The sequence below is a fragment of the Nocardia aurantia genome, from assembly GCF_009604425.1.
In the GTDB taxonomy this organism is placed as follows: domain Bacteria; phylum Actinomycetota; class Actinomycetes; order Mycobacteriales; family Mycobacteriaceae; genus Nocardia; species Nocardia aurantia.
Genome location: NZ_WEGI01000006.1, coordinates 82,161 through 103,285 on the forward strand (window position 1 = coordinate 82,161; position 21,125 = coordinate 103,285).

The following is a 21,125-nucleotide window of genomic DNA, read 5'->3' on the forward strand; positions in this document are numbered from 1 at the left end:
TACGGCGATCACAGTCGGCGGATGCCGCCGAGAACCGCTCGCAACATCCGCAGATCCACCGGCCCCACCTCGGTGTGCGCGGGGGCGCGGCAATCGAGGTAACCGTCGCCGATGAGATCGCCGACCAGGAACTTGGTGAGCGCCAGCGGAAGTCGCAGTCGCGCCGACACCTCGGCCACCGACTGCGGAACGCGGCACAGCCGGAGGATGTCCGCGTACTCCGGTCCGGAGTGGCGCAACCGGGGCCCGGACTCCACCGTCACCACGAATGTCAGCATGTCCAGTCCGGGCCCGGTGGCGACGGTGTGCCCCCGGATCACCGCGTAAGGCGTTGCCGGCGGCACGTTTTCGTCGAACCGCAACCGATCGGGGTGCGTCTCACCGCCGGTGGAAGAAGTCATCCTCACCACCCTGCCCGTTCGGCGGCGGCGGGTCGGAGGCCGCCGGGTAGGCCTGCGAGCCCGGCTGCCGGCCCCGCCGGGTTCCGCGCTCGATGGCGGACATCAGATCCCTCGCCTGGTCGGCGGAACGCGCCGACAGGGCGGCCGGATCCTCGGCCGCTGCGGTGGGGTCGTTCATCAATTCGGGCGCCAGATTGGCCTGACGGCGACGGCGCGGCAACGACGGCCGCCCGGCGGCGGCGGGGAAGGACTCTGTCGCCGAACGCCGAAATCGGTCGTCGGGCTCGAATTGCTGTGCCGCACGGAACGATCCGGTATCGGCCGGTTCGGGGGCCTGCGAGCTGTGTTCGTCCATCGCCGAATCGAACGACCTCCGACGATAGGCGTTGCCGCGCGGTCCCATCGGCGCGCCACGGTACGATCCGATGCCCGGCGCGGCGGCGGCCGAGTCCGCACCCGGCTCCTCGAACGGCGCCGTGGTGGGATCGGAGAGCCTTCGACCCGGAGGCACGAATTCCTCTGCGGCACTCGATGTTTCGAGGGACGGCAGTGGGTACGAGCCGGTCACCGCCGCCGGCGCCGGCGACGGCCGCACCGGAACCCGATCACGCAGATGATCAACCACCGGAGCATCCGTGGTGATCAACTCCACCGGAATCAGCACAATCGCCCGGATACCCCCGTAATCGGAATCGGTCAGCCGCACCGAGATCCCGTGCCGGGTCGCCAACTGCGCCACCACGAACAAACCCAGACGAGAATCCGCCGACAGCGTGGCCAGACCGAAATCCGGTGGGTTACGCAACATCTCGTTGACCCGCTCCAGCTCATCAGGCGGCATCCCCATCCCCTGATCACTGACCTCGACGACCACACCCTTACCCACACTGTTACCCGTCACATCCACCCGCGACTGCGGTGGCGAGAACGCCGTCGCGTTGTCCACCAACTCCGCCAGCAGATGCATCAGGTCCGCGACCACATTGCCCAGCACGAACACCCGCGGCAACCGATGCGTGTTCACCCGCGCATAATCCAGAGTCTCCGCCACCGCGGACCGCACCAACTCCATCAACGGCACCGGACGCCGCCACTGCCGCCCCGGCTTACCACCACCGAGAATGATCAGATTCTCCGCGTTCCGGCGCTCCCGAGTAGCCAAATGATCCAGACGGAAGAAGGTGTCCAGCAACGCCGGATCCTCCTGCTTCGACTCCGCCTGATCCAGCAACTCCAACTGCCGCGCCACCACGATCTGACTCCGATGCGCGATATTCAAGAACACCGACCGCACACCCTCCCGAGTCCGCGCCTCCGTGATAGCCGCCGACACCGCCGCGGTATGCGCACGATTGAACGCCTGCGCCACCTCACCGATCTCGTCGTCACCGAAATCCAGCGCCGCCGCCTCCGCCGCCGGATCCACCTGCTCACCCGCATCGATCTTGCGCATCGTCTCCGGCAACTTCACCTCCGCCAAAGCCAAAGTCTCCGAACGCAACCGCCGCAACCGCCGAATAATCCGATTCGCCAGCAACACCGCAATCGCGAACGCCACCACCGCCAACGCGATCGCACTACCACCACTGACCAACACCGCCCGCGACCGCTCATGCGCCAAATCCGCGGCCGACAGGCTGGAGCGCGAATCATGCTGCAATTTCAGCGCGAACAGTTTCTCGCTCACGGTGTTCGCCGCGACCCGCCAGTCCTCGATGCGCATCGGAAGCGCCTCCGGGGCACCGGCTTTCGCCGGAGCCGGGTGCAGCAGGGCTTCCTCCATCGTGCTCACCTGCGCCAGCACGGGGCTGTCGAGCAGGTCCTGCACCAGCTTCGCGTCGGGCCCGTCGAGGTCGTTGACCAACTGCTTCAGCAGCGCGTGGTAAAGGCCGATGGCGTTGCGGAACTCGTCGATCAGCGCCGGCGGCAGGCTGCCGCCGGCCGCCACCACGGCCAGGGCGCTCCCGCGGGAGTTCGCCTCGATCGTCTGGACCAGCTTGAGGGAGATCATGTCGTTGAGCGCGGTGGCGATGGTCGGGGCGTTCTGCCCCACGACCTTGCTGCCGCCGTTGTCGATACCGGCGAGCAGGCCCGTATAGAACGCGTACACGTCGGAGATCTGCACGGCGCCGGCATCGATCCCGAGCCGCAGCGCCGGTAGCTGGGTATGGATGAGGTTGTTGAACGCCTCGGCCTGCTTCGCCTGGAGCTCACCACCGATCTTCTGCATACTCTTGCCACTGCCGGTATCGAAGGCCGCCAACGCTTTGTCCAAGCGCGCTCGGGTCTCGGCCAGCGCTTTCGGATTCCCGTCCTGCCCGGACAACTGCCACATGGACAACAGGCGTTCCTGCTCGACCGTCCCGATCAGGTTCTCGCTGTAGGAGAGGCTGTCCGCCATGCTCCGCGAATAATCCTCGGCATGCCCGGCCTCGCCGCTCAGATAGACGGTGTAACCGGCGCCGATACCGAAGAGCGCGAGGCTGGGAGCGAACGCGATCGCGAGGATGCGAGTACGAACGCTGGACAATCTGACTCGTTGCACCTGGTATCCCGTCTGAAATATCCGGTCCGCCACCGAGTTCCGCGCACGGCCACACCACCGGAACGGTCGGCGATCCGCCTGATTGTCGCCCCGGGAGCGCGCGACCCACCCCGATATGCGTCTTCCGCATGGCTGGATGCGATATCCGCATACCGTACGGTCAGTGATCTCGCCAACCTACTCGTCGGTATCATCGCAAAGGCATACCGCGAGGGCTACTGTATGCCGATGTTCAAGGCGCGCATAGGTGTCCGTACCCGCATACTCGTCATCGCGTTCGTGCCCAGCGTGGCGCTGCTCGGCATCGGCGCCGGCACGGCCGGATACCTGTACGTGGAGAGCCGGAACGCGCACGACTGGCTGACGGTGCTGTCGAGCACCACCGGAATGGGCGCTCCGCTCGTGGACTCCTTCGAGCAGGAACGCATGCAATCCCTGTGGCACGAAACCGGATTACCGGATCCGGTCGCCCTCGCGCAGGCCCGGACGAACGTGGATCAGGCGCTGCGCGCGGTGGCGCCGGTCCAGCAGATGGCGAACGCCAATGCGTACGGCAAGCACAACTACGCCTCCGACGGTTTCAATCAGCTGACCGATTCGCTGCCGCAACTCCGCGGCGCCATCGACGCCGGCGCGCTGCCGATCGACAATGTGTACGGCATCTTCAACCAGGTTCTCGACGGCATCATCACCAGTAGCGAGGCGGTGGTGAAGGACGCGCCCGACACCGCGACCAGCCTCCAGATGGTGACCAGCCTGCGAGTCCTCATGGCGGTCGAGAGCCTGTCGCGCAGTATCGCGCTGACCGGTGTCGTCCTGAACGGCGAAACCCTCTCTCCCGCACTACTGGCCGACTACCGCGACCAGATCGGCTTCTACCGCACCGAATTGCCGCGTCTCGCAAGCCAAATGGCGCAACCCGACGCCGGCGTCGTCAAGACGATCATCGCTTCGCCCGCCTGGCAGCAACTCGCGACCATGGAGGACTACGCACTTCACCTCCGGACGTCGAAATCCGGTGTGGTACCGCCTCCCCCGATCTCCGTGGCGGATTGGCACGCGGCGGGCGCCGACATCGGCAAGCGGATGCTCGAGGTGTGGAAGGCGGGCAGCGTACAGAGCAACCGGGCCGCGCTGGAGGCGGTGAACCGGACCTCGAACAACGCGGCACTGGCCGGCGGCGGCGCGTTGGCGATCGCGGTACTGGCCTTCGTGATCGCGCTGTTGCTGGCGAACCGGCTCATCGGACGGCTGCAACTGCTCCGGACCCAGACGCTGGCGTTGGCGGAGGAGCAACTGCCCAACGTCACCCGGCGACTCGCCGCCGGCGAGCAACTGAACACCGCGACGCTGTCCGCGACACTGGATTTCGGCACCGACGAGGTCGGGCAGGTCGCGCGCGCGTTCACTCAGGCGCACAATGCCGCGATCGATGCGGCGGTCACCGAGACCCGTACCCGCGAAGGCGTGCGCGCGGTGTTTCTGAACATCGCGCACCGCAGCCAGATCGTGGTGCACCGGCTCCTCGAGATCCTCGACGAAGCCGAGTCCCGGCAGGAGGATCCGGCCATGCTGGACACCCTGTTCCGGATGGACCACCTGGCGACCCGCGAACGGCGCAACGCCGAGAACCTGATCATCCTCGGCGGCGGGCAGCCCGGACGGCAGTGGCGGCGACCGGTACCGCTGGTGGAGCTGGTGCGCAGCGCGATCGGCGAAACCCTGGACTACGCCCGGGTCCAGGCCGCCAAGATGCCGGAATCGCACGTGATCGGCGCCGTGGTGGCCGACCTCATCCACCTCCTGGCGGAACTCGTCGACAACGCCACGGCCTTCTCCCCGCCGGAATCACGCGTCGCCGTCACCGGCACGGTCGTCGGCAGGGGAATCGTGGTCGAGATCTCCGATCAGGGCATGGGCATGCAACCCGCGGACATGGACCGCGCGAACGTGATGCTCAGCGATCCACCGGATTTCGGCGTGGGAACGCTGTCGGAGGATTCCCGGCTCGGGTTGTTCGTGGTCGCCCAGCTGGCCGGCCGGCACGGCATCTCCGTCCGGCTGGCCGAATCCGACTACGGCGGAGTCCGGGCCATCGTGCTGATCCCGGCGTCACTTCTCGCCGCCGCCGACAGCCACGTCGACCATCTGCCGGACCGGTTCACCCGGATTCCCGACCCGCCCGCCAGCGGCGAATTCCCCTCCCTCGCACAGCAGGCCGGCCGGCGGCCACGATGACGGCCACAGACCATGCCCCGCTTCGGTGAACCGTGGTTCGACGACCAGGCCGGTCCCCTGGTCCGCCCGTACACCGTCACCCGCGGCCGCACGCTCGGCGCCGGCCGCGAATTGGACATGCTGACAGTGGTGATGACGAAGTCGTCGCCGACGCCGCTACGACGGCCGGAACCGGAATACCCGGAGATACTCCGCCTGTGCACGACACCGCAATCCGTGGCCGAGGTGTCGGCGATACTGCGACTTCCGTTGGCGGTGACCAAGATTCTCGTGGCTGATCTGATCGGCGACGGTCACCTGAACTTCCGGGCGCCCGACCGCCCCGGCGCCGGCACCCACGACCTGACCACACTGCGAGCCGTACTCGACGGAATCCGAAAGCTGTAGAAAACTCACGCCGCGCCCACCGGACGACGGGCAGGTCGGATACGGCCATCCGGCTGTGCGCCGCTTCCCAGGCCGATCGTCCCCTGCGCCGGGCTGCGGTCGCGTCTCGTATGCTGGTCGGTGCAGCTGGTTCGCCCGTGGTGGAGCTGAGGAGCCCCGAACCCACCGCGCGGCGTCGAAGCCTCCGGTGACGAATTCGTGTCCCGCGGAGGTGAGAGGGAACCCGGTGAGAATCCGGGACTGTCCCGCAGCGGTGAACGGGAACGACAGCCGTCATGAGCACTGGGCGCACAGCCCGGGAAGCGACGGCCGGTAGGAAAAGCCGTGGCAGCGCCGCGGCGCGGTTCCAGTGTGCGCTCGATGGGTGGCGGTCTTCCCTGCTGACGATGGAGCACAACAGTGCCGAACGCTGAGACAACTTTCACCGCGACGGTGCTCGGGGCGCCGCGCATCGGTCCTCGCCGCGAGCTCAAGCGGGCCGTCGAATCGTACTGGGCCGGCCGCGTGGACGCGGCCGAGTTGCACCGGGTCTCCGCCGCGCTGCGGACCGCGCAGCTGACGTCGATGCGCGACGCGGGCCTGGATTCGGTGCCGGTGGGCACCTTCTCCTACTACGACCACATGCTGGACACCGCGGTGCTGCTCGGCGCCCTGCCGCAGCGGGTACTGGACATCGACGACCGGCTGGACCGCTACTTCGCGGCGGCGCGCGGCACCGAAACCGTTGCGCCACTGGAGATGACAAAATGGTTCGACACCAACTACCACTACATCGTGCCGGAGATCGCCGCCGGCACCCGCTTCGCACTGCACCCGGAGAAGCCACTGGCCGAACTGCGTGAGGCGCTCGACCTCGGGGTGCCCGCCCGGCCGGTCATCGTCGGCCCGGTCACATTCCTGAAACTCGCCAAAACCACCGACGACAGCGACCCGCTGGACCGGGTGGGCGACCTGATCCCGCTGTACGGGCAGTTGCTGGCGCAGCTGGCCGAGGCCGGCGCGCAGTGGGTGCAGCTGGACGAACCGTCGCTGGTCACCGATCTGTCCCCGGCCGAACTGGCCGCCGTGGAGACGGTGTACCGCATCCTGGCGGCTACGACCGCGCGGCCGTCGATCCTTGTCGCCACCTACTTCGGCCGGCTCGGCGCCACGCTGCCGCTGCTGGCGGGGACCGGCGTCGAAGCCGTCGCGGTCGACTTCGTGGCCGGCGGCGATGCCGACCTGCGGGCCGCGCGATCGCTGACCGGCACCCTGCTGGTCGCGGGCATCGTCGACGGCCGCAACGTGTGGCGCATCGATCCCGATCCGGCGCTGGCCCGGCTCACCGAGCTGCGCGACGCGGGTGTGCGAGTCGCCGTGTCGAGTTCGTGCTCGCTGCTGCACGTGCCCTACAGTCTGACCTCGGAGACCGGACTCGAGGACCGGCTGAAGTCCTGGCTGGCCTTCGGTGACGAGAAGATCGACGAGGTCCGGTGGCTGGCCACCGCCCTGCACGAGGGGCAGGACGGTGTCGCCCAGCAACTCGAGGTGGCGCGGACCGCGGTGCGCGACCGCCACGCCGACGCCCGGTTGCGCGTCGCGGACGTGCGCGACCGGCTCGCCGCCCTCGACGCCGGCGACACCGGCCGGGCGCCCGCCGAGGAACGGCGCACCCTGCAGCAGGACCGCCTGGGCCTGCCGCTGCTGCCGACCACCACCATCGGCTCCTATCCGCAGACCGGCCGGATCCGGCTGGCCCGCGCGGCACGGGCGCGCGGCGAGATCGACGCGGCCGAGTACGCCCGGCGGATGCGCGCCGAGATAGCGGAAGTCGTTGCGCTGCAAGAGGAGATCGGGCTCGACGTGCTCGTGCACGGCGAGCCGGAGCGCAACGACATGGTGCAGTACTTCGCCGAGCAACTGGACGGCTTCGCCGCCACGGCCTGGGGCTGGGTGCAGTCCTACGGCTCGCGCTGCGTGCGGCCGCCGATCCTGTTCGGCGACGTCGTCCGGCCCGCGCCGATGACCGTGGACTGGATCTCGTACGCGCAGTCGCTGACACCGAAACCGGTGAAGGGCATGCTGACCGGCCCGGTCACGATCCTGGCCTGGTCCTTCGTCCGCGACGACCAGCCACCGGCCGACACCGCGCGGCAGATCGCGCTGGCGATCCGGGACGAGACCGTCGATCTCGAGGCGTCCGGCACGGCGATCATTCAGGTGGACGAGCCGGCGCTGCGGGAGTTGCTGCCGCTGCGCCACGCCGATCAACCCGACTACCTGGCATGGGCGGTCGCGGCGTTCCGGCTGGCCACCTCGGGTGTCGCGGACGCCACCCAGGTGCACACCCACCTGTGCTACTCGGAATTCGGTGAGATCATCGGCGCCATCGCGGAACTCGACGCCGACGTCACCTCGATCGAGGCGGCCCGCTCGCACATGGAGGTGCTCGACGACCTCAACGCGATCGGATTCGATCTCGGGGTCGGCCCGGGCGTCTACGACATCCACTCGCCGCGCGTGCCGAGCGTGGACGAGATCACCGCCTCGCTCCGGCAGGCCCTGAAAGCCGTTCCGGCCCAGCGCTTGTGGGTCAACCCGGACTGCGGTCTGAAGACCCGCGGCACCGCCGAGGTGAGCGCGTCACTGCGCAATCTGGTCGCGGCCGCGGCGGCCGTGCGGCAGTTCTGACGACCGCGCTCGTGGATCCCCTTGCCGAGTGGGACCCACGAGCGTCCGGTTCGGTGCGTCCCATCAGGTGGACGGCTCCGGGTGCCGGGATTGACCGTTTCCGCCGATCACTCGTATCGTGATTCGGACGATACGTGTGGAATCCGGTGCAATCCCGGAGCGGTCGCGCCACTGTGAGCATCCCGGTCAGGCGGGTGCGAGTCAGACCCGCCGCGTCGTCTGTTCGACCGCCCATGGGGACGCGAAATCCCCCGCTCAAAGGAGTCATCAGTGGCTACGTCCTACGCTCCCCGCTCCGGCCTCGGCGCCGTATCCTTCTCCATCCCGACACCGGTATGGCTGATCGGCACCACGTTGCTGGCCCTGCTGGTCCTCTATTTCGTCGGCATCGATCAGGGTGCCGTCTCGATCTTCGGCAGCGATATGCACGTACACGAGTTCGTGCACGACGGCCGGCACTTCCTCGGTTTCCCCTGCCACTAGTCGCGGGAGACGGGCAACCGATATGGAGAAAAGCATCATCGGCCGAGGCGTCCTGCTGGGCGCACTCGGCGGATTACTCGCGTTCGTCTTCGCCCGGATCATGGTCGAGCCCCTCATCGATCGGGCCATCGACTACGAATCCGGCCGCGACGACGCCCAGATGACCCTGGACAAGGTGGCCGGAAAACCCATGGGAGACATGGGACCGGAGATCTTCACCCGCGGCCAGCAACAGAACCTGGGCCTGCCCTTCGGCATGATCCTGTTCGGCGCGGCGATGGGCGCCCTGTTCGCCGTGGTCTACTACCTGGCCATCCGCCGGGCCGGCAAGATCACCGCACGCAATCTGGCACTACTGGTGTCCGGCGGAATGTTCCTGGCCTTGTACGCCGTGCCGTTCCTGAAGTATCCGGCCAACCCGCCATCGATCGGGCATGCCGACACCATCGAGGCCCGCACCGCGCTGTACCTGGCCATGATCGTGATCAGTGTCGTGGCGCTGCTGGCGGCCACCTACCTGGGCCGCAGACTGGCTGCCCGGCTGGGCAATTGGACCGCCTCCCTCGCCGTGGCCGTATCGTACGCCGTGGTGACGGGAGTGGTCATGCTGTTCCTCCCCTCGCTGGGGCACCTCTCGTCGAACGAGTCGGCTTTCGGCGACTTCGACAGCGAGACACCACAACCGCTGAAGGATCCGTCGGGCACGATCGTCTACCCGGGTTTCCCGGCCGACGACCTGTACCACTTCCGGCTGTATTCCTTTGCCGCCCAGCTGATCCTGTGGGTGGTCATCGGCGTCGGCTTCGCCTGGCAGGCCCCGCGCCTGCTCGGCCACCGCGCGCCCGTAACCGCCGCCGAAGCGGCCGCATGAGGGGTGGCCACCCGAGGGTGCCACCCGTCCGATTCTTCTGAGGCACAAGGTCACAGCGACCGACAGGCCGCCCGGCTACCTCCGGGCGGCCTGTCGCGCGTACCGGTGAGGTCGGCCTCGGCGGCGCTCGCGCGGCCGCCGACGGTCCCGCGGGGTGTAACCTGGTTACTCGACGATGGTTCACGAGGTGTCGTAGCCACCCAGGGAAAGGTCCAGAGGTTGATTACGCCGACCAATCCGTCACGCCCCCTCCACCGCAGTACATTCATCGCCGAAAACCTGACCGCGCTGGCCTACGCGATCGCGGACCGGCTCATGGTCGACGAGACGATCGCGCGGGGCGCCCGATACGGCGAGATCGTCTCCACCACGAATACGTGCCTGAAACTCGCCAGTGCGCTGATGGGCAGGCGTGGCGGCGGCGAGATACTGATCGAGTTGGAGCAGTACGCCGCGCGGTGCGCCCACAACGACGTCCCACTCGCTTTCCTCACCGGTTGCCTGCACAAGGGCATGCGAATTCTGCTCGACGAATTGGCGCAGGAAAGCGGCAGTCCAGCGGATCGCGAGATCATGCGATTCCTCTTCGAGGCACTGCTGTCGGCCACCACGGCCGTATCCAGGTCATATCTGCGGGAACTCGCCCGCGTGGGCGACCGGCCGGATCGGGCGGTGCACGCGGTGGCCGCGGCACTTCTCTCGGGACGGGATCCGACGATCCTGGCCCGATCGAACGGAATAACGATCGCCGAGAAATACTGGGTATTCGCGGCGGCGTTCACGCAACCATTGGAGGATCGCGCCGAGATCAGGCGCTGGTGGTCCGGCCGCCACAACGATCTCGCCGTGAGATATCCCGATGTGCTGGTCGTCGCGGGCCCGCGCGGCGCTACCCTGCTCGTTCCGACCGCGCAGCTGCCCGCCGGCGACACCACGGCCGCCGCGGACGACTTCTTCCGCACCCTGGATCGAGAGGTTCACCTGGTCGTGTTGCAGGGAGCGAAATCCGACTTGCGCAGAACCGCGGATCACGCGCACGAACTGGTCACGCTCGCCCGGCGGCGCGGACTGCCGCCGGGCCTGTACCGCCTCGACGACCTAGCGATCGAGCATCTGCTCTCCCAACCCGGAACCGAACGGGACCATCTCGCGGCGATCGTCGCACCCATCATCCCGGTACCCCATCTGCTGGAGACGCTGCGCCGGCATGTCCACAACAATCTCGACAGGCGAAGGACCGCAACCGATCTCACGATCCACGTGAACACGCTCGATTATCGCCTGTCCAGGATCCAGCAGCTGACCGGACTGGACGTGCGAATCCCGGATCAGCTGTTCCGAATTCGAATGGGCCTGATCGCCCACGAGAACACCGGCCTCGACGAGCGGCCACCGCCGGCCATGAGCGCCGCCGCCGGGCGATGATCTACTCGCCGGCCTCTGGTGCGGCGGTCCAGCGCTGCTCGATCCGCCCGTACCGCCAGGTCGCCAGTGCGATCACCCAGGTGAGGACGAACAAGCCGACGATCAGATAACCGACGAGGTTGAGGTCCAGTCCGGCGAGCCGATCCCAGAGCCCGCCGGACCATCCGAACCGGTCCGCCAGCAGTCCGAGTAATTCGATCGTGCCGACGATCAGCGCGACCGCCACCGACAGGGCGGTGATCGTGATGTTGTAGAACACCTTGCGCACCGGTTTCGCGAACGCCCAGCCGTAGGCGAAATTCATGAAACTGCCATCGATCGTGTCCAGCAGGCTCATCCCGGCCGCGAACAGGACGGGCAGGCACAGGATCGCGTACCACGGCAGACCCCCCGCGGCGCTCGTACCCGCGAGCACCAGCAGCGCGACCTCGGTCGCGGTGTCGAAGCCGAGCCCGAACAACACCCCGACCGGATACATCTGCCAGGGCCGGGTGATCACCCGCAGCACCGGCGCCAGCAATCGATTGAACAGACCTCGTTGGGCCAGTTGCCTTTCCAGCTCGGCCTCGTCGTATCCGCCGGTCCGCATCCGCCGGAACACCCGGACCACGTTCACGAGCACGATGATGTTCAGGATCGCGATGACATACAGGAACGTGCCCGACACGGTCGTGCCGATCAACCCGGTGTAGCGATGCAACGCCGACGAATCGTCCTCGACCGGGCCGGCCAGCGCGCGCACCCCCAGCGACAGCAGCAACGCCAGCGCGAACACGACGGTCGAATGTCCCAGGGAGAAGAAGAATCCGACCGACAGCGGCCGCTGACCGTCGTTCATCAATTTGCGGGTGGTGTTGTCGATCGCCGCGATGTGGTCGGCGTCGAAGGCGTGCCGCAACCCCAGGGTGTAGGCGGTCAGCCCGACCCCGATGCCGAGGGTCCGGTCACCGAGGCCGACATGATGCGGGGCCACGAACGCGACCAGCGTCACCCAGCCCAGCACATGCAACCCGATGATCCCCACGGCCACCGCGGCCAGCCGCAGCCATTCGGTCCGGGTGAGCGACAGCCGATCGGACAATGATCGAAACGGTTTGCGCTGCTGCGCAAGTGACGCCATGACGAACCCCTCTGCACGAAACCGGGTGCTTCGACGGTAGAGCCACACCACCCTTTCTTGCAACTCATTCGCAAGAAGCGCCGAGCACTCGCCCGCCGCGAAGCCGCCCGGCACCGGGATCCGCCGAGCCCGAAGTGGCGTGCGCACCGGATGCGGCGGCAGACTGGGGCCATGGCACGGGCCGACCACGATCTCCATCCCGAACCGGCGGGACAGCGGTATGCGCGACAACTGCTGCGTGGTCACGGATTGCGTTGCACCGTACCGCGTCTGGTGGTGCTGTCGGCGCTCGAATCAGCGCGCGACCGCGGCCATCTGACCGTCGCCCAGATTCGGGACGAAGTGAGCGCGGCCGGTCACGAGGTGGATCTGACCACCGTCTACCGCACCGTCTCGACACTGGTCGACGCCACCGTGCTGCACGCGCTGGTCGTCGACGAACGGGTCGCGAGTTACGGGCTCACCGACACACCCCATCATCACGCGGTGTGCACCGGATGCGGTGCGATCGACGAAGTTCCGGCGGCGGACCTCAGCGCCGCCCTGGCCGCGGCCCGCAGCGGCAGCCGATTCGCCCTGCCCGACACCGCGGGCCTCACGCTCCACGGCCTCTGCCCCACCTGCCAGCGCGCCTGATCCGCCTGTGCCACAACGCCCGCGGCCCTCGATCGTCCGCCGCGGCCGGCCGGCACATGGTCCGGGGCAACGGAATTCGTCAGAGCGCCCGCTTCAGCCCGACGTGACTGTTCTCGTACCCCAGCCGCGCGTAGAAGGCGTGCGCCCGTTCGCGGACCCGGTCCGTGGTGACCTGCGCGAGGGTCGCGCCGCGGTGCCTGCCGTGATCGTGCGCCCATTCGAGCATCGCGGTTCCGATGCCGCGCGAGCGTTCCGCGGCGGCGACCCGGACGCCCTCGATCTGGAGGCGGGTGGCGCCGCCGCGCGACAGTCCCGGAATGATGGTGAGCTGCATGGTGCCGACGATCCGGTCGCCCTCGTCGCGGACCACGGCCAGATAGTGCGAGGCGTCCCGGGTGACGGCGTCGTACGCCTCCTCGTAGGAGGCGATGTCGAAACCTTCACGGGCACGGCCGATCTCGTCGTCGGAAAGCAGTTCGACCAGCGCCGGCACGTCGGCCCGCTCCGCGCGCTGCACCCGATAGGTCCGGTCGCCGAGCCGGAGCAGTCCGCCGACCGAGGCCCGCGCGCGCGACCGCAGCCGGGCGATCAGCGTGTCCAGCCAGGCGCCGACATGCCGCCGCGCCTCGGGAGTGTCGGGGTACCGGCAGCGCAGGTGCAGCCCGGCCTCGTCGAGGATGAACCAGAGCATCACGCCGTCGGTCCGGATCGTCGCGCCGACGTACTGCGCCTCCAATCCGGTCGCGTCGACCCGTACCGGCAGCCGGCGCAGGTCCAGCCACGAGATCGCGAACATGCCCGGCGCCTCGGGCATTTCGCCCCACGGGCGCAGGATGTCCGCCAGCGGCCAGGAGCCCATCCGGACGGCTTCCTTCACCGCCTCGGCGCTGGCCCGGGGATCGGAGTCGGCCGACTCGAGCACCGAATTGGTGATGAACCACCCCACCGAATCGTGCCAGGTGGGGTCGTACCGGCTGTGCACCGGGAACACGGCTCGCAGCGCGGTGCCGGCCAGTTCGCGGGTCACCTCGGTCATCGCCCCGACCACCAGGGCCAGGGTCGAGACGCCGTCGTCGCGGGCCTGCGCCGAGAACGCCGCGCTGTCGTCGACATCGAGGACGTCGCGCACCTCCACGCGTTCCTCCTGCAACGTGGCCTCGCCCAGCGACAACGGGAACCGCGGCATCACATCGCCGCTGCCCGCCAGCACCTCCGCCCAGCGGCGGTGCACCTCTTCGGGCGCCGCCTGCCGGTCCCGCAGCGCGCGGGTGTGGTCCGCGAACGGGGGCGCGGGCGGCAACGCCGGTTTGCCGCCCTTCTGCACCGCGGCCAGCGCGGCGAGCAGGTCACGCGCGATCACCAGCATCGACCACATGTCGACGTGCGAATGGTCGGCGGCGATGACCACGGTCGGCCCCACCGCGGTCTCGAGCACACACAGCCGGTGCGACGGACGACCGTACGGTGAGCAGGCGCGGTCGAGCACGCCGCGCAGCGCGTCGTTGACCGCCTGGCCCGCGGCGATCTCGTGTTCGACCCAGCCGCCGGGGACGATATCGACCTCGTGCAGCCGGGGCTCACCGTCCTCGCCCGGCACGAAGACCGTCCGCAGCGTGCCGTGCCGTTCGATCACCGCCAGCCACGCGGTCGCGAGTTCGTCGAGCGGCACCGGCGCGGAAAGCTTGAAGGACAACGCCATCCACGATCCCGCTCGATCACCGGCGCCGACATGACGCCGCTGGTCGAAGGACACGGGAAGCGATCGGCCCGGCGGGCCCGCCGTGACATCGAAGCCCAGCAGGCGGCCGAACGGCAGGCGCAGGTGCGCGACGTTGGTCAGCCGCATGACGGTATCCTAGGCTTCCCCCGCGCCCGCCGTCCTGCCAGCACCCTGGAGCCACCGTGCCGACCTTCCGCGTCTCCGGCGCCGATCTCGACGTGGAACTGAGCGACGAGGGCGGCCACCCCGTCGTCCAGCTCCACGGCCTCACCTCCAGCCGGCACCGTGACCGCCTGATGGACCTGGATCTGGGCCGCGGACTCAGCGGCACCCGGCTGCTGCGCTACGACGCGCGCGGCCACGGACAGTCGACCGGCCGCGCCGTCCCCGAGGACTATCGGTGGCCGGTTCTGGCCGAGGACCTGCTGCAACTGCTCGACCACTGGTTCCCCGGCGAACAGGTGCACGGCGTCGGTCCCTCGATGGGCACCGGAACCCTGCTGCACGCGGCCGTCCTCGACCCCGGCCGCTTCGCCGGCCTCACCCTGCTGGTACCCGCGACCGCCTGGCACACCCGCGCCGCGAAGGCCGGCATCTACCGCGCGAACGCCCGGATGATCGAGGAACAGGGACTGGCCGCCTTCCTGAAGGCCGATCTCACCGCGCCCCGCCCACCGGCCACCGCCGGAACCCCGGAAACCGGCCCCGACGTCGCCGAACATCTGCTGCCCGCCCTGTTCCGCGGTGCGGCACTGAGCGACCTGCCCGCCCCCGAGGCGATCGCCGCGATCGACGTGCCGACCACGGTCCTGGCCTGGATCGACGACCCGTCCCACCCGGTGTCGACCGCCGAGACCCTGGTGGACCTGCTGCCGGCCGCGACCCTCGAAGTGGCGCACACCCCGGCCGATCTCGCCCGCTGGCCCAGCATCCTGTGCGCCGACGTCGCACGACACGGCTGATCGCGCATTCGGATCGCGAAGCATCGCAACCGGATTCGACGAGCAGCGGAACCTCCGCTGCCCGGCCCGGCCCGAAATCCGGCCCGCCGCCTCACGACTGAGCCGCAAGGGCTCGCGCACAGCGCATTCGGCCCGGAACCCCGAGGGTGATCCGGCGACCACCGAGATCGCCGACGTGGCCGGGACCGAACCACTAGGATGGGCCCGTGCCGATACGGGGGAAGGTCGCTCTGGTGACCGGGGCGACAAGTGGAATCGGTAGTGCCACAGCGGTACTGCTTGCTGAACGCGGCGCGCACGTCGTCGTGACCGGCCGCGACATCGCCCGCGGCGCGCAGGTCGCGGCTCGGATCCGCGCGGCGGGCGGTATCGCGGATTTCCTGCCCGCCGCGCTGGCCACCGCCGACGACGCACGCGTACTCGCCACCGCCGCAGCCGAAGTCGCGGGCCCGGTCGACATTCTGGTCAACAACGCCGCCATCGCGGTGTTCGGCGCCACCGCCACGATCGCCGAGGCGGACTTCGACGCCTGCTACACCATCAATGTGAAGATCCCGTTCTTCCTGGTCGGCGCCCTCGCACCCGGGATGGCCGAACGCGGTGGCGGGGTCATCGTCAACGTGAGTTCGATGGTCGCGTCGTTCGGCACCTTCGGTTCGGCGGTCTACGCGTCCAGCAAGGCCGCGCTGGAACTGCTCACCAAATCCTGGGCCGCCGAATACGGTCCGCGCGGTGTCCGGGTCAACGCCGTCGCCCCGGGCCCGACCCGCACCGAGGGCACCCTCGCGCACTACGGTCCCGATCGCCTGGCCGCGCTCGCGGCGCAGGCCCCGGCCCGCCGCGTCGCCGACGCCACCGAAATCGCCGAAACCATCGCCTTTCTCGCCGGCGAGCACGCCGCCTTCATCCAGGGCGCCGTCATCCCCGTCGACGGCGGCCGCACCGCCACCTGAAACCCGGCCGCGGATCCGCGGATGCCGGTGCACGAGCCTCAGCGCACGGCCGCGGCGCGGCGCGGCGGCGGTGCCGGAGCCCAGCGGGTCCGCCCCCACGGCTTGACGGTCGACACTGCGGTGGCGACCCACAGCAGCAGGGTGTAGATCACCGCGCACGCCCACAGTACGACGTCGTTGCGCGACAGTCCGGCCGCATGCCCGCCGACGCTAGACCGCACCGCTTCTTCGAGCCAGAAGCGTTGCTGCACAATAGAATAGATCGGGATAGCGAGCGCGATGCCGAGCTTGGCCAGCACCCACCAGTGCCGGACCAGCCCCCATTTGGTGCCGAGTGAGACCACCAGCCCGGTGATCAGCGTCAACAGCGCCACCGGAATCACGATGGCCATGTCCAGCACATGCATGAACTCGTAGGCGTAGTGCCGCAGGGCAGGGTCACGGGCCCGCGCCCCGACACTCGCCAGCACGAGCATCGTCATCGAGACACCGAGCCAGCCCACCGAGAATCCGACATGGAGAAAAACCCACACCTTGCGCGCGGTGGGCCGCAACGTCCCGAATTTCATTCGCACCACCGAATTATCGGGCGGTGGTCGATTCTTCGCATTTCAGCGAATTGAATCGTGATCCGGGACACACGCGCGAGGATCCGCGCATACCACCGAGGAATGCGTCGGACCGCTGTCCAGCCTTGTTCAGATCTGTCCAGGATCGGCGACGCCGTACCACAATAATCCGGTTCACTACTCGGACCCGAGTATGCAATCGATGCTGCTTCGAATCGATCGGGAAAGGGAGTGGTGATGAATGTCCCGCTATCTCGCACCAGAGGAATCACCGTGGTCCTCGACCTTCGTGGCAGCCGTCACCGCTTGCCTGATCCGGTTGCAGTACACACAATCACTCCAGCCCGATTCCACTGTGGCGAATACCGGCGGATATCGGCCGGAGAAAAACGGGTGAGCTGATATCACCTCTTCCGGCCGGCGAATTGCCGCATGACACTGACGATTCCGCCCGAAATTCCGTCCTGGGTGGTCACCGCGGTGGCGGGTCCCTGGCCACAGGGTGACGAAGATGCGATGCGGCGGGTCGGGCATGCGTGGATCGAATTGGGTACGGCGACCACCCGGGTGGCCGAATCGACCGGCGCGGCACCGGCGAGGGCACTGGCGGCGATCTCGGGGGCGACCGGCGCGGCCCTGGCGGCACACGGAATCGATCTGGACGGCGACCTGCGCGCGGCCGCCGACGCCTGTGCCGGCCTCGGTGCGCAGCTGCTCGAGAACGCCCTGGCCACGGAGTACACGAAGTACGTGATCATCGGTTCGATGGTCGCCCTGGTGGCCCAGTTGGCCGTGGACGCCTTCGCGCCCCGGCGTCGGCGAAGCGCAGGGTGCCGCGCAGATCGCCGCGACGCGGTTGACAGTGCGGGCGGCGGTGCGGGATCTGATCGAGAAGCTGGGTACCGACGGTGCTCGTGCCGCCGCAGCCCGGTTGGGGAAGTCGATCCTGTTCCGGGGCGTGACGCTCGGTGCCGCACAGGGCGCGCTCATTCCGGTCGCAGCAGATGCGATGCAGATGGCCCACGGCGATCGCGAGCGGGGTGATTTCGATCGGCGTGAGATGGGTTTGGGGTTGGTGGCCGGTGCGGCGGCCGGAGCGGCCGGTGATTTCTTCGGTGGCCGGGCGATCGCCGGAATAAGCCGCCTGGTCTCGAAGGCGGGGACGGAACACGCTGCCGGATCGGCGCTTCCCGGGCGGGCACTGATCCGCTTCGCCGGGGCAGCGGCCGGCGGCGGGGCGGGCGCCGTCGCCGGGGTGACTGCTGTCGCACCTTTCACCGGCCTCGATCCGGAGGAGTGACGGCAGTTTCGCACCACGGTGCGAGTCGCCGTGTGCGCCAGTGCGATTCCGGCGTGACGACAACGTGAGGTCTACCACGTGCGCTGTGAGTGGACCCGCGGCGGCGGATAACCTGAACTGAGATATCCGCCACCGCACTTCGCCGGTCCGAAGCGTCGTCGTACCCGCTCGAATGCTGTGGTTTCCGGAGGAGCGGGACGCGAATCATGAACCACGAACCGGGATCTGCCGGGCAGCAGGATCTCGGCGCCCCGGATCCGCGTCGGGTCACCGATCCGGCGAGCCTGGTCGGTGAGCTGGAGTTGCTCCGGATGAAGGCAGCCTACGGAACCGGGCGGATTCGGGTGAGCGTGGACGACCTGCGCAGAAAGCTCCCCGACATTCCTCGGTCGACACTGGCCAGTTATCTGAGCGGCAGACACTTTCCGTCGGCCGACATTCTCGATCGGATCGTCATCGCGCTCGGTGCGTCCGCCGATCAGCAACGAGCTTGGGGTGAGGCGTGGTTCGCGGCGTCGGAGAGCCGGGCGGCACACCGGTGGGCCGTACGCAACACGGTCCCGGTGGTGACGCCACGCGAGTTGCCCGCCGACATCACCGACTTCACCGGCAGGCAAATCCAGTTGCGGACACTCGACTCGTGGTCGACCGGATCGGGCACCGGCCCGACGGTGGTGGCGATCGTGGGAGCGGCGGGCGCCGGCAAGACCGCGCTGGCCGTTCATTGGGCACAGGCCAACAGCCGGCGTTTCCCCGACGGCCAGATATACATCGATCTCCAGGGCTACGACCCGCAGGACCGGATATCACCGGCCGAGGCGCTCGCGGTCCTGCTACGCAGTCTCGGTGTTCATCCCGACGAGATCCCGAGCGACGAGGCCGAACGCGCCGCCCGCTATCGCACCGTGCTCACCGATCGGCGCATGGTCGTCCTGCTGGACAACGCTCGCTCGGTCGAGCATGTCCGGCCGCTGTTGCCCGGTACGGCCTCGTGCCTGGTGATCGTGACGAGCCGGGAATCGCTGGCCGGTCTCGTGGCCAGGCACGGCGCGAAGCGGATCGAACTCGAGGCGATGCCGGTGGCGGACGCGGTGTCACTGCTACGGGCGCTCCTCGACGATCGGGTCGATACCGAACGCGATGCCGTCCTCGAGCTGATCGATCGTTGTGCCCGACTGCCGTTGACGCTTCGAATCCTGGCCGAACACCTCGCGGGCCGGCCGGCCGCCGACTTGACCGCGGTCGCCGCCGAGTTCGCACGGGGAAACCCACTCGACCATCTCGAGGCCGGAGCCGATCCGAGAACCGATGTCCGGTCGGTCTTCTCGTGGTCACTCGGTCATCTCGACACCGATACCATCGCGATCTTCCGGCTGCTCGGTTCATGGCCGGGACACGATTTCGATCCGTACATCGCGGCCGCGATGGCCGATCTCGACCTGCCGCGTGCCCGAAGGGCCGTATCGGCGTTGCGCCGTGCGCATCTGGTGGAACAGCGCGGACCGCACGATCGATACGGTATGCACGATCTGTTGCGCATCTACGCCGGTGAGCAGGCCGAGCGGATTCCGGAATCCGACCGGCAATCGTCGTTGCAGCGATTGCTCGACTACTTCCGCCACACGATATCCAGCGCCGTCGACACGATCCATGTGGGCGCGGAGGACTTTCGCCCGTCGGCCGATTCGGTCGGTACGCCCACCCCGGATTTTCGCGATGCCGAGTCGGCGGCGTCCTGGTTGGCAGCCGAGCAGGACAATATCGTGCGCTTGGCCATCCATGCCGCCCGGCACGGGCACCACGGCTATGCGATCGATTATGTGCAGTCCCTGAACCGCGACCTGTACAACGGGGCTCTACACGCCGAGGTCTCGAGCATTCTCGGTCCCGCGCTGGATGCCGCGCGTCTGCGCGGCGATGCGCGCGGTGAGACCTACGCGCTGAACACGATGGCGGCGATCCATGCCAGGAGAGGTGATTACGCACAGTCGCGGGACTGTAGCCGTGCCGCATTGAGCGCCTGTCGCCGAGCACGCGAACAGCTGTCCGCATCGGGCAGTGCCGGCCTGGCGGATTCGCGACTGCACCAGGGCGCGGGAAGTATACGGACCGCGATCAGCAAGGACGTCGGCTTCCGGATCGGTGAGGCGGTGGCACTGAACAACCTCGGCACGGTGTACACGCGATCGGGCCGCTACACCGAGGCTGCGGCGTTCCAGGCGGAAGCGCTGGAGTTGCTGCGCGACATCGGATTTCGCGTCATCGATGCGGCGGTGCTGGTCGGCCTCGGCGATATCCGCATGCGTCAGGGGCGCTACGGACAGGCCACGACCTACTGCAGGCAGGCTCTCGTCGTGGCACTCCGAGCCGGTCATCACGCGATCGAGGGGATCGCGCTGACTCGTCTCGGTGAAATCCTCACCCGCCAGGGCAGATATGTGGAGGCGGCGGACCGCCACCGCGAAGCCGGTGCGCTCGCGCAGCGCACCGAGAATCTGGGGCTGGCAGCCGAGGCGGCCAACGGCCTCGGCGAAACGCTCCACGCCATCGGCGAATACACCAAGGCACTGAACTGCCACACCGACGCCGTGATCGTCGCACGGTCCATCGGGCACCGCCATGAGCGGGCCCGCGCACTCACGGGCATCGCGAGAGCTCAGCGGTCGCTCGGCCGGCCCCAGGAGGCACGCCGGCACTCCGAACAGGCACTCGAGATCTATCGCGAACTCGATGTGCCGGAGGACGGCGAGATCTGCGTCCGGTCGGGCGGCGCGACTGGCCCTGTTCCCCGCACCGGCGATCGGATACCGTGCACGGACGTGGGAGGTCCGAAATGCCGGTGAGG

Annotated in this window: 16 protein-coding genes, 1 pseudogene and 1 riboswitch; of the genes and pseudogenes, 12 read left to right on the forward strand and 5 right to left on the reverse strand. The window is 68.4% G+C overall.

The features are described from left to right. Nucleotides 1-8: 8 nt before the first annotated feature. Nucleotides 9-401, reverse strand: coding sequence for a DUF742 domain-containing protein (locus tag NRB56_RS14540; protein ID WP_153342412.1), 393 nt, complete (start codon nt 399-401; stop codon nt 9-11). After that, nucleotides 379-2,946 (reverse strand): sensor histidine kinase, encoded by a 2,568-nt coding sequence (locus NRB56_RS14545; RefSeq protein WP_319943006.1) that lies wholly within the window; start codon nt 2,944-2,946, stop codon nt 379-381. Before NRB56_RS14545 ends, NRB56_RS14540 begins: the two co-directional genes overlap by 23 nt. Before the next feature lie 228 nt (nt 2,947-3,174). On the opposite strand from NRB56_RS14545, the gene NRB56_RS14550 reads away from it, so the two are divergent. The 6 genes from NRB56_RS14550 (at nt 3,175) to NRB56_RS14575 (ending at nt 11,020) form a co-directional block, all read left to right on the forward strand. After that, nucleotides 3,175-5,184, forward strand: a complete 2,010-nt coding sequence (locus NRB56_RS14550; RefSeq protein ID WP_227837735.1) for a sensor histidine kinase — start codon at nt 3,175-3,177, stop codon at nt 5,182-5,184. Nucleotides 5,185-5,196: 12 nt separating this feature from the next. Then, complete coding sequence (locus tag NRB56_RS14555) at nt 5,197-5,571, forward strand: DUF742 domain-containing protein (protein ID WP_153342416.1); 375 nt, start codon at nt 5,197-5,199, stop codon at nt 5,569-5,571. A gap of 217 nt (nt 5,572-5,788) precedes the next feature. Continuing rightward, nucleotides 5,789-5,906: riboswitch (cobalamin riboswitch) on the forward strand. A 64-nt stretch (nt 5,907-5,970) separates the two neighbouring features. Next, nucleotides 5,971-8,241, forward strand: coding sequence for a 5-methyltetrahydropteroyltriglutamate--homocysteine S-methyltransferase (gene metE, locus NRB56_RS14560; protein WP_319943007.1), 2,271 nt, complete (start codon nt 5,971-5,973; stop codon nt 8,239-8,241). A 321-nt stretch (nt 8,242-8,562) separates the two neighbouring features. Beyond that, nucleotides 8,563-8,724 carry a CbtB domain-containing protein gene (locus tag NRB56_RS14565; protein ID WP_319943084.1) on the forward strand — a complete coding sequence of 54 codons (162 nt, stop codon included), beginning with the start codon at nt 8,563-8,565 and terminating at the stop codon, nt 8,722-8,724. Between the two features lie 22 nt (nt 8,725-8,746). Further along, nucleotides 8,747-9,595, forward strand: coding sequence for a CbtA family protein (locus NRB56_RS14570; protein WP_153342418.1), 849 nt, complete (start codon nt 8,747-8,749; stop codon nt 9,593-9,595). 219 nt (nt 9,596-9,814) lie between these two features. Then, the gene (locus NRB56_RS14575; RefSeq protein WP_153342420.1) at nt 9,815-11,020 is read left to right on the forward strand and encodes a PucR family transcriptional regulator; all 1,206 of its coding nucleotides are present in this window, start codon (nt 9,815-9,817) and stop codon (nt 11,018-11,020) included. Nucleotide 11,021: 1 nt separating this feature from the next. Here the strand turns inward: NRB56_RS14575 and nicT are convergent, their stop codons facing one another. After that, nucleotides 11,022-12,140, reverse strand: coding sequence for a Nickel transporter NicT (gene nicT / locus NRB56_RS14580; protein WP_153342422.1), 1,119 nt, complete (start codon nt 12,138-12,140; stop codon nt 11,022-11,024). A 171-nt stretch (nt 12,141-12,311) separates the two neighbouring features. On the opposite strand from nicT, the gene NRB56_RS14585 reads away from it, so the two are divergent. Continuing rightward, nucleotides 12,312-12,776, forward strand: coding sequence for a Fur family transcriptional regulator (locus NRB56_RS14585; RefSeq protein WP_153342424.1), 465 nt, complete (start codon nt 12,312-12,314; stop codon nt 12,774-12,776). 79 nt (nt 12,777-12,855) lie between these two features. On the opposite strand, the gene NRB56_RS14590 is transcribed toward NRB56_RS14585, so the two are convergent. Beyond that, a complete protein-coding gene (locus NRB56_RS14590; RefSeq protein WP_153342426.1) occupies nt 12,856-14,622 on the reverse strand; it encodes a GNAT family N-acetyltransferase in 1,767 nt (588 codons plus the stop codon). Between the two features lie 56 nt (nt 14,623-14,678). Here NRB56_RS14590 and NRB56_RS14595 point away from each other — a divergent pair, with 56 nt between their 5' ends. Together NRB56_RS14595 and NRB56_RS14600 are read left to right on the forward strand one after the other, a co-directional pair. Further along, a complete protein-coding gene (locus NRB56_RS14595) occupies nt 14,679-15,458 on the forward strand; it encodes an alpha/beta fold hydrolase (RefSeq protein ID WP_319943008.1) in 780 nt (259 codons plus the stop codon). Nucleotides 15,459-15,664: 206 nt separating this feature from the next. Continuing rightward, nucleotides 15,665-16,411: an SDR family NAD(P)-dependent oxidoreductase gene (locus tag NRB56_RS14600; RefSeq protein ID WP_319943009.1), complete on the forward strand. Its 747-nt coding sequence runs from the start codon at nt 15,665-15,667 to the stop codon at nt 16,409-16,411. Nucleotides 16,412-16,449: 38 nt separating this feature from the next. Here the strand turns inward: NRB56_RS14600 and NRB56_RS14605 are convergent, their stop codons facing one another. Next, entirely contained in the window at nt 16,450-16,986 is a 537-nt protein-coding gene (locus NRB56_RS14605) for a hypothetical protein (protein WP_153342428.1), read from the reverse strand. A 426-nt stretch (nt 16,987-17,412) separates the two neighbouring features. On the opposite strand from NRB56_RS14605, the pseudogene NRB56_RS40620 reads away from it, so the two are divergent. The 3 genes and pseudogenes from NRB56_RS40620 to NRB56_RS14615 form a co-directional block, all read left to right on the forward strand. After that, nucleotides 17,413-17,760: pseudogene (locus NRB56_RS40620) on the forward strand (WXG100-like domain-containing protein); the annotation flags it as partial. A 94-nt stretch (nt 17,761-17,854) separates the two neighbouring features. After that, entirely contained in the window at nt 17,855-18,280 is a 426-nt protein-coding gene (locus NRB56_RS14610; RefSeq protein WP_153342430.1) for a hypothetical protein, read from the forward strand. Nucleotides 18,281-18,486: 206 nt separating this feature from the next. Then, the gene (locus NRB56_RS14615) at nt 18,487-21,123 is read left to right on the forward strand and encodes an ATP-binding protein (protein WP_153342432.1); all 2,637 of its coding nucleotides are present in this window, start codon (nt 18,487-18,489) and stop codon (nt 21,121-21,123) included. Nucleotides 21,124-21,125 lie beyond the last annotated feature (2 nt).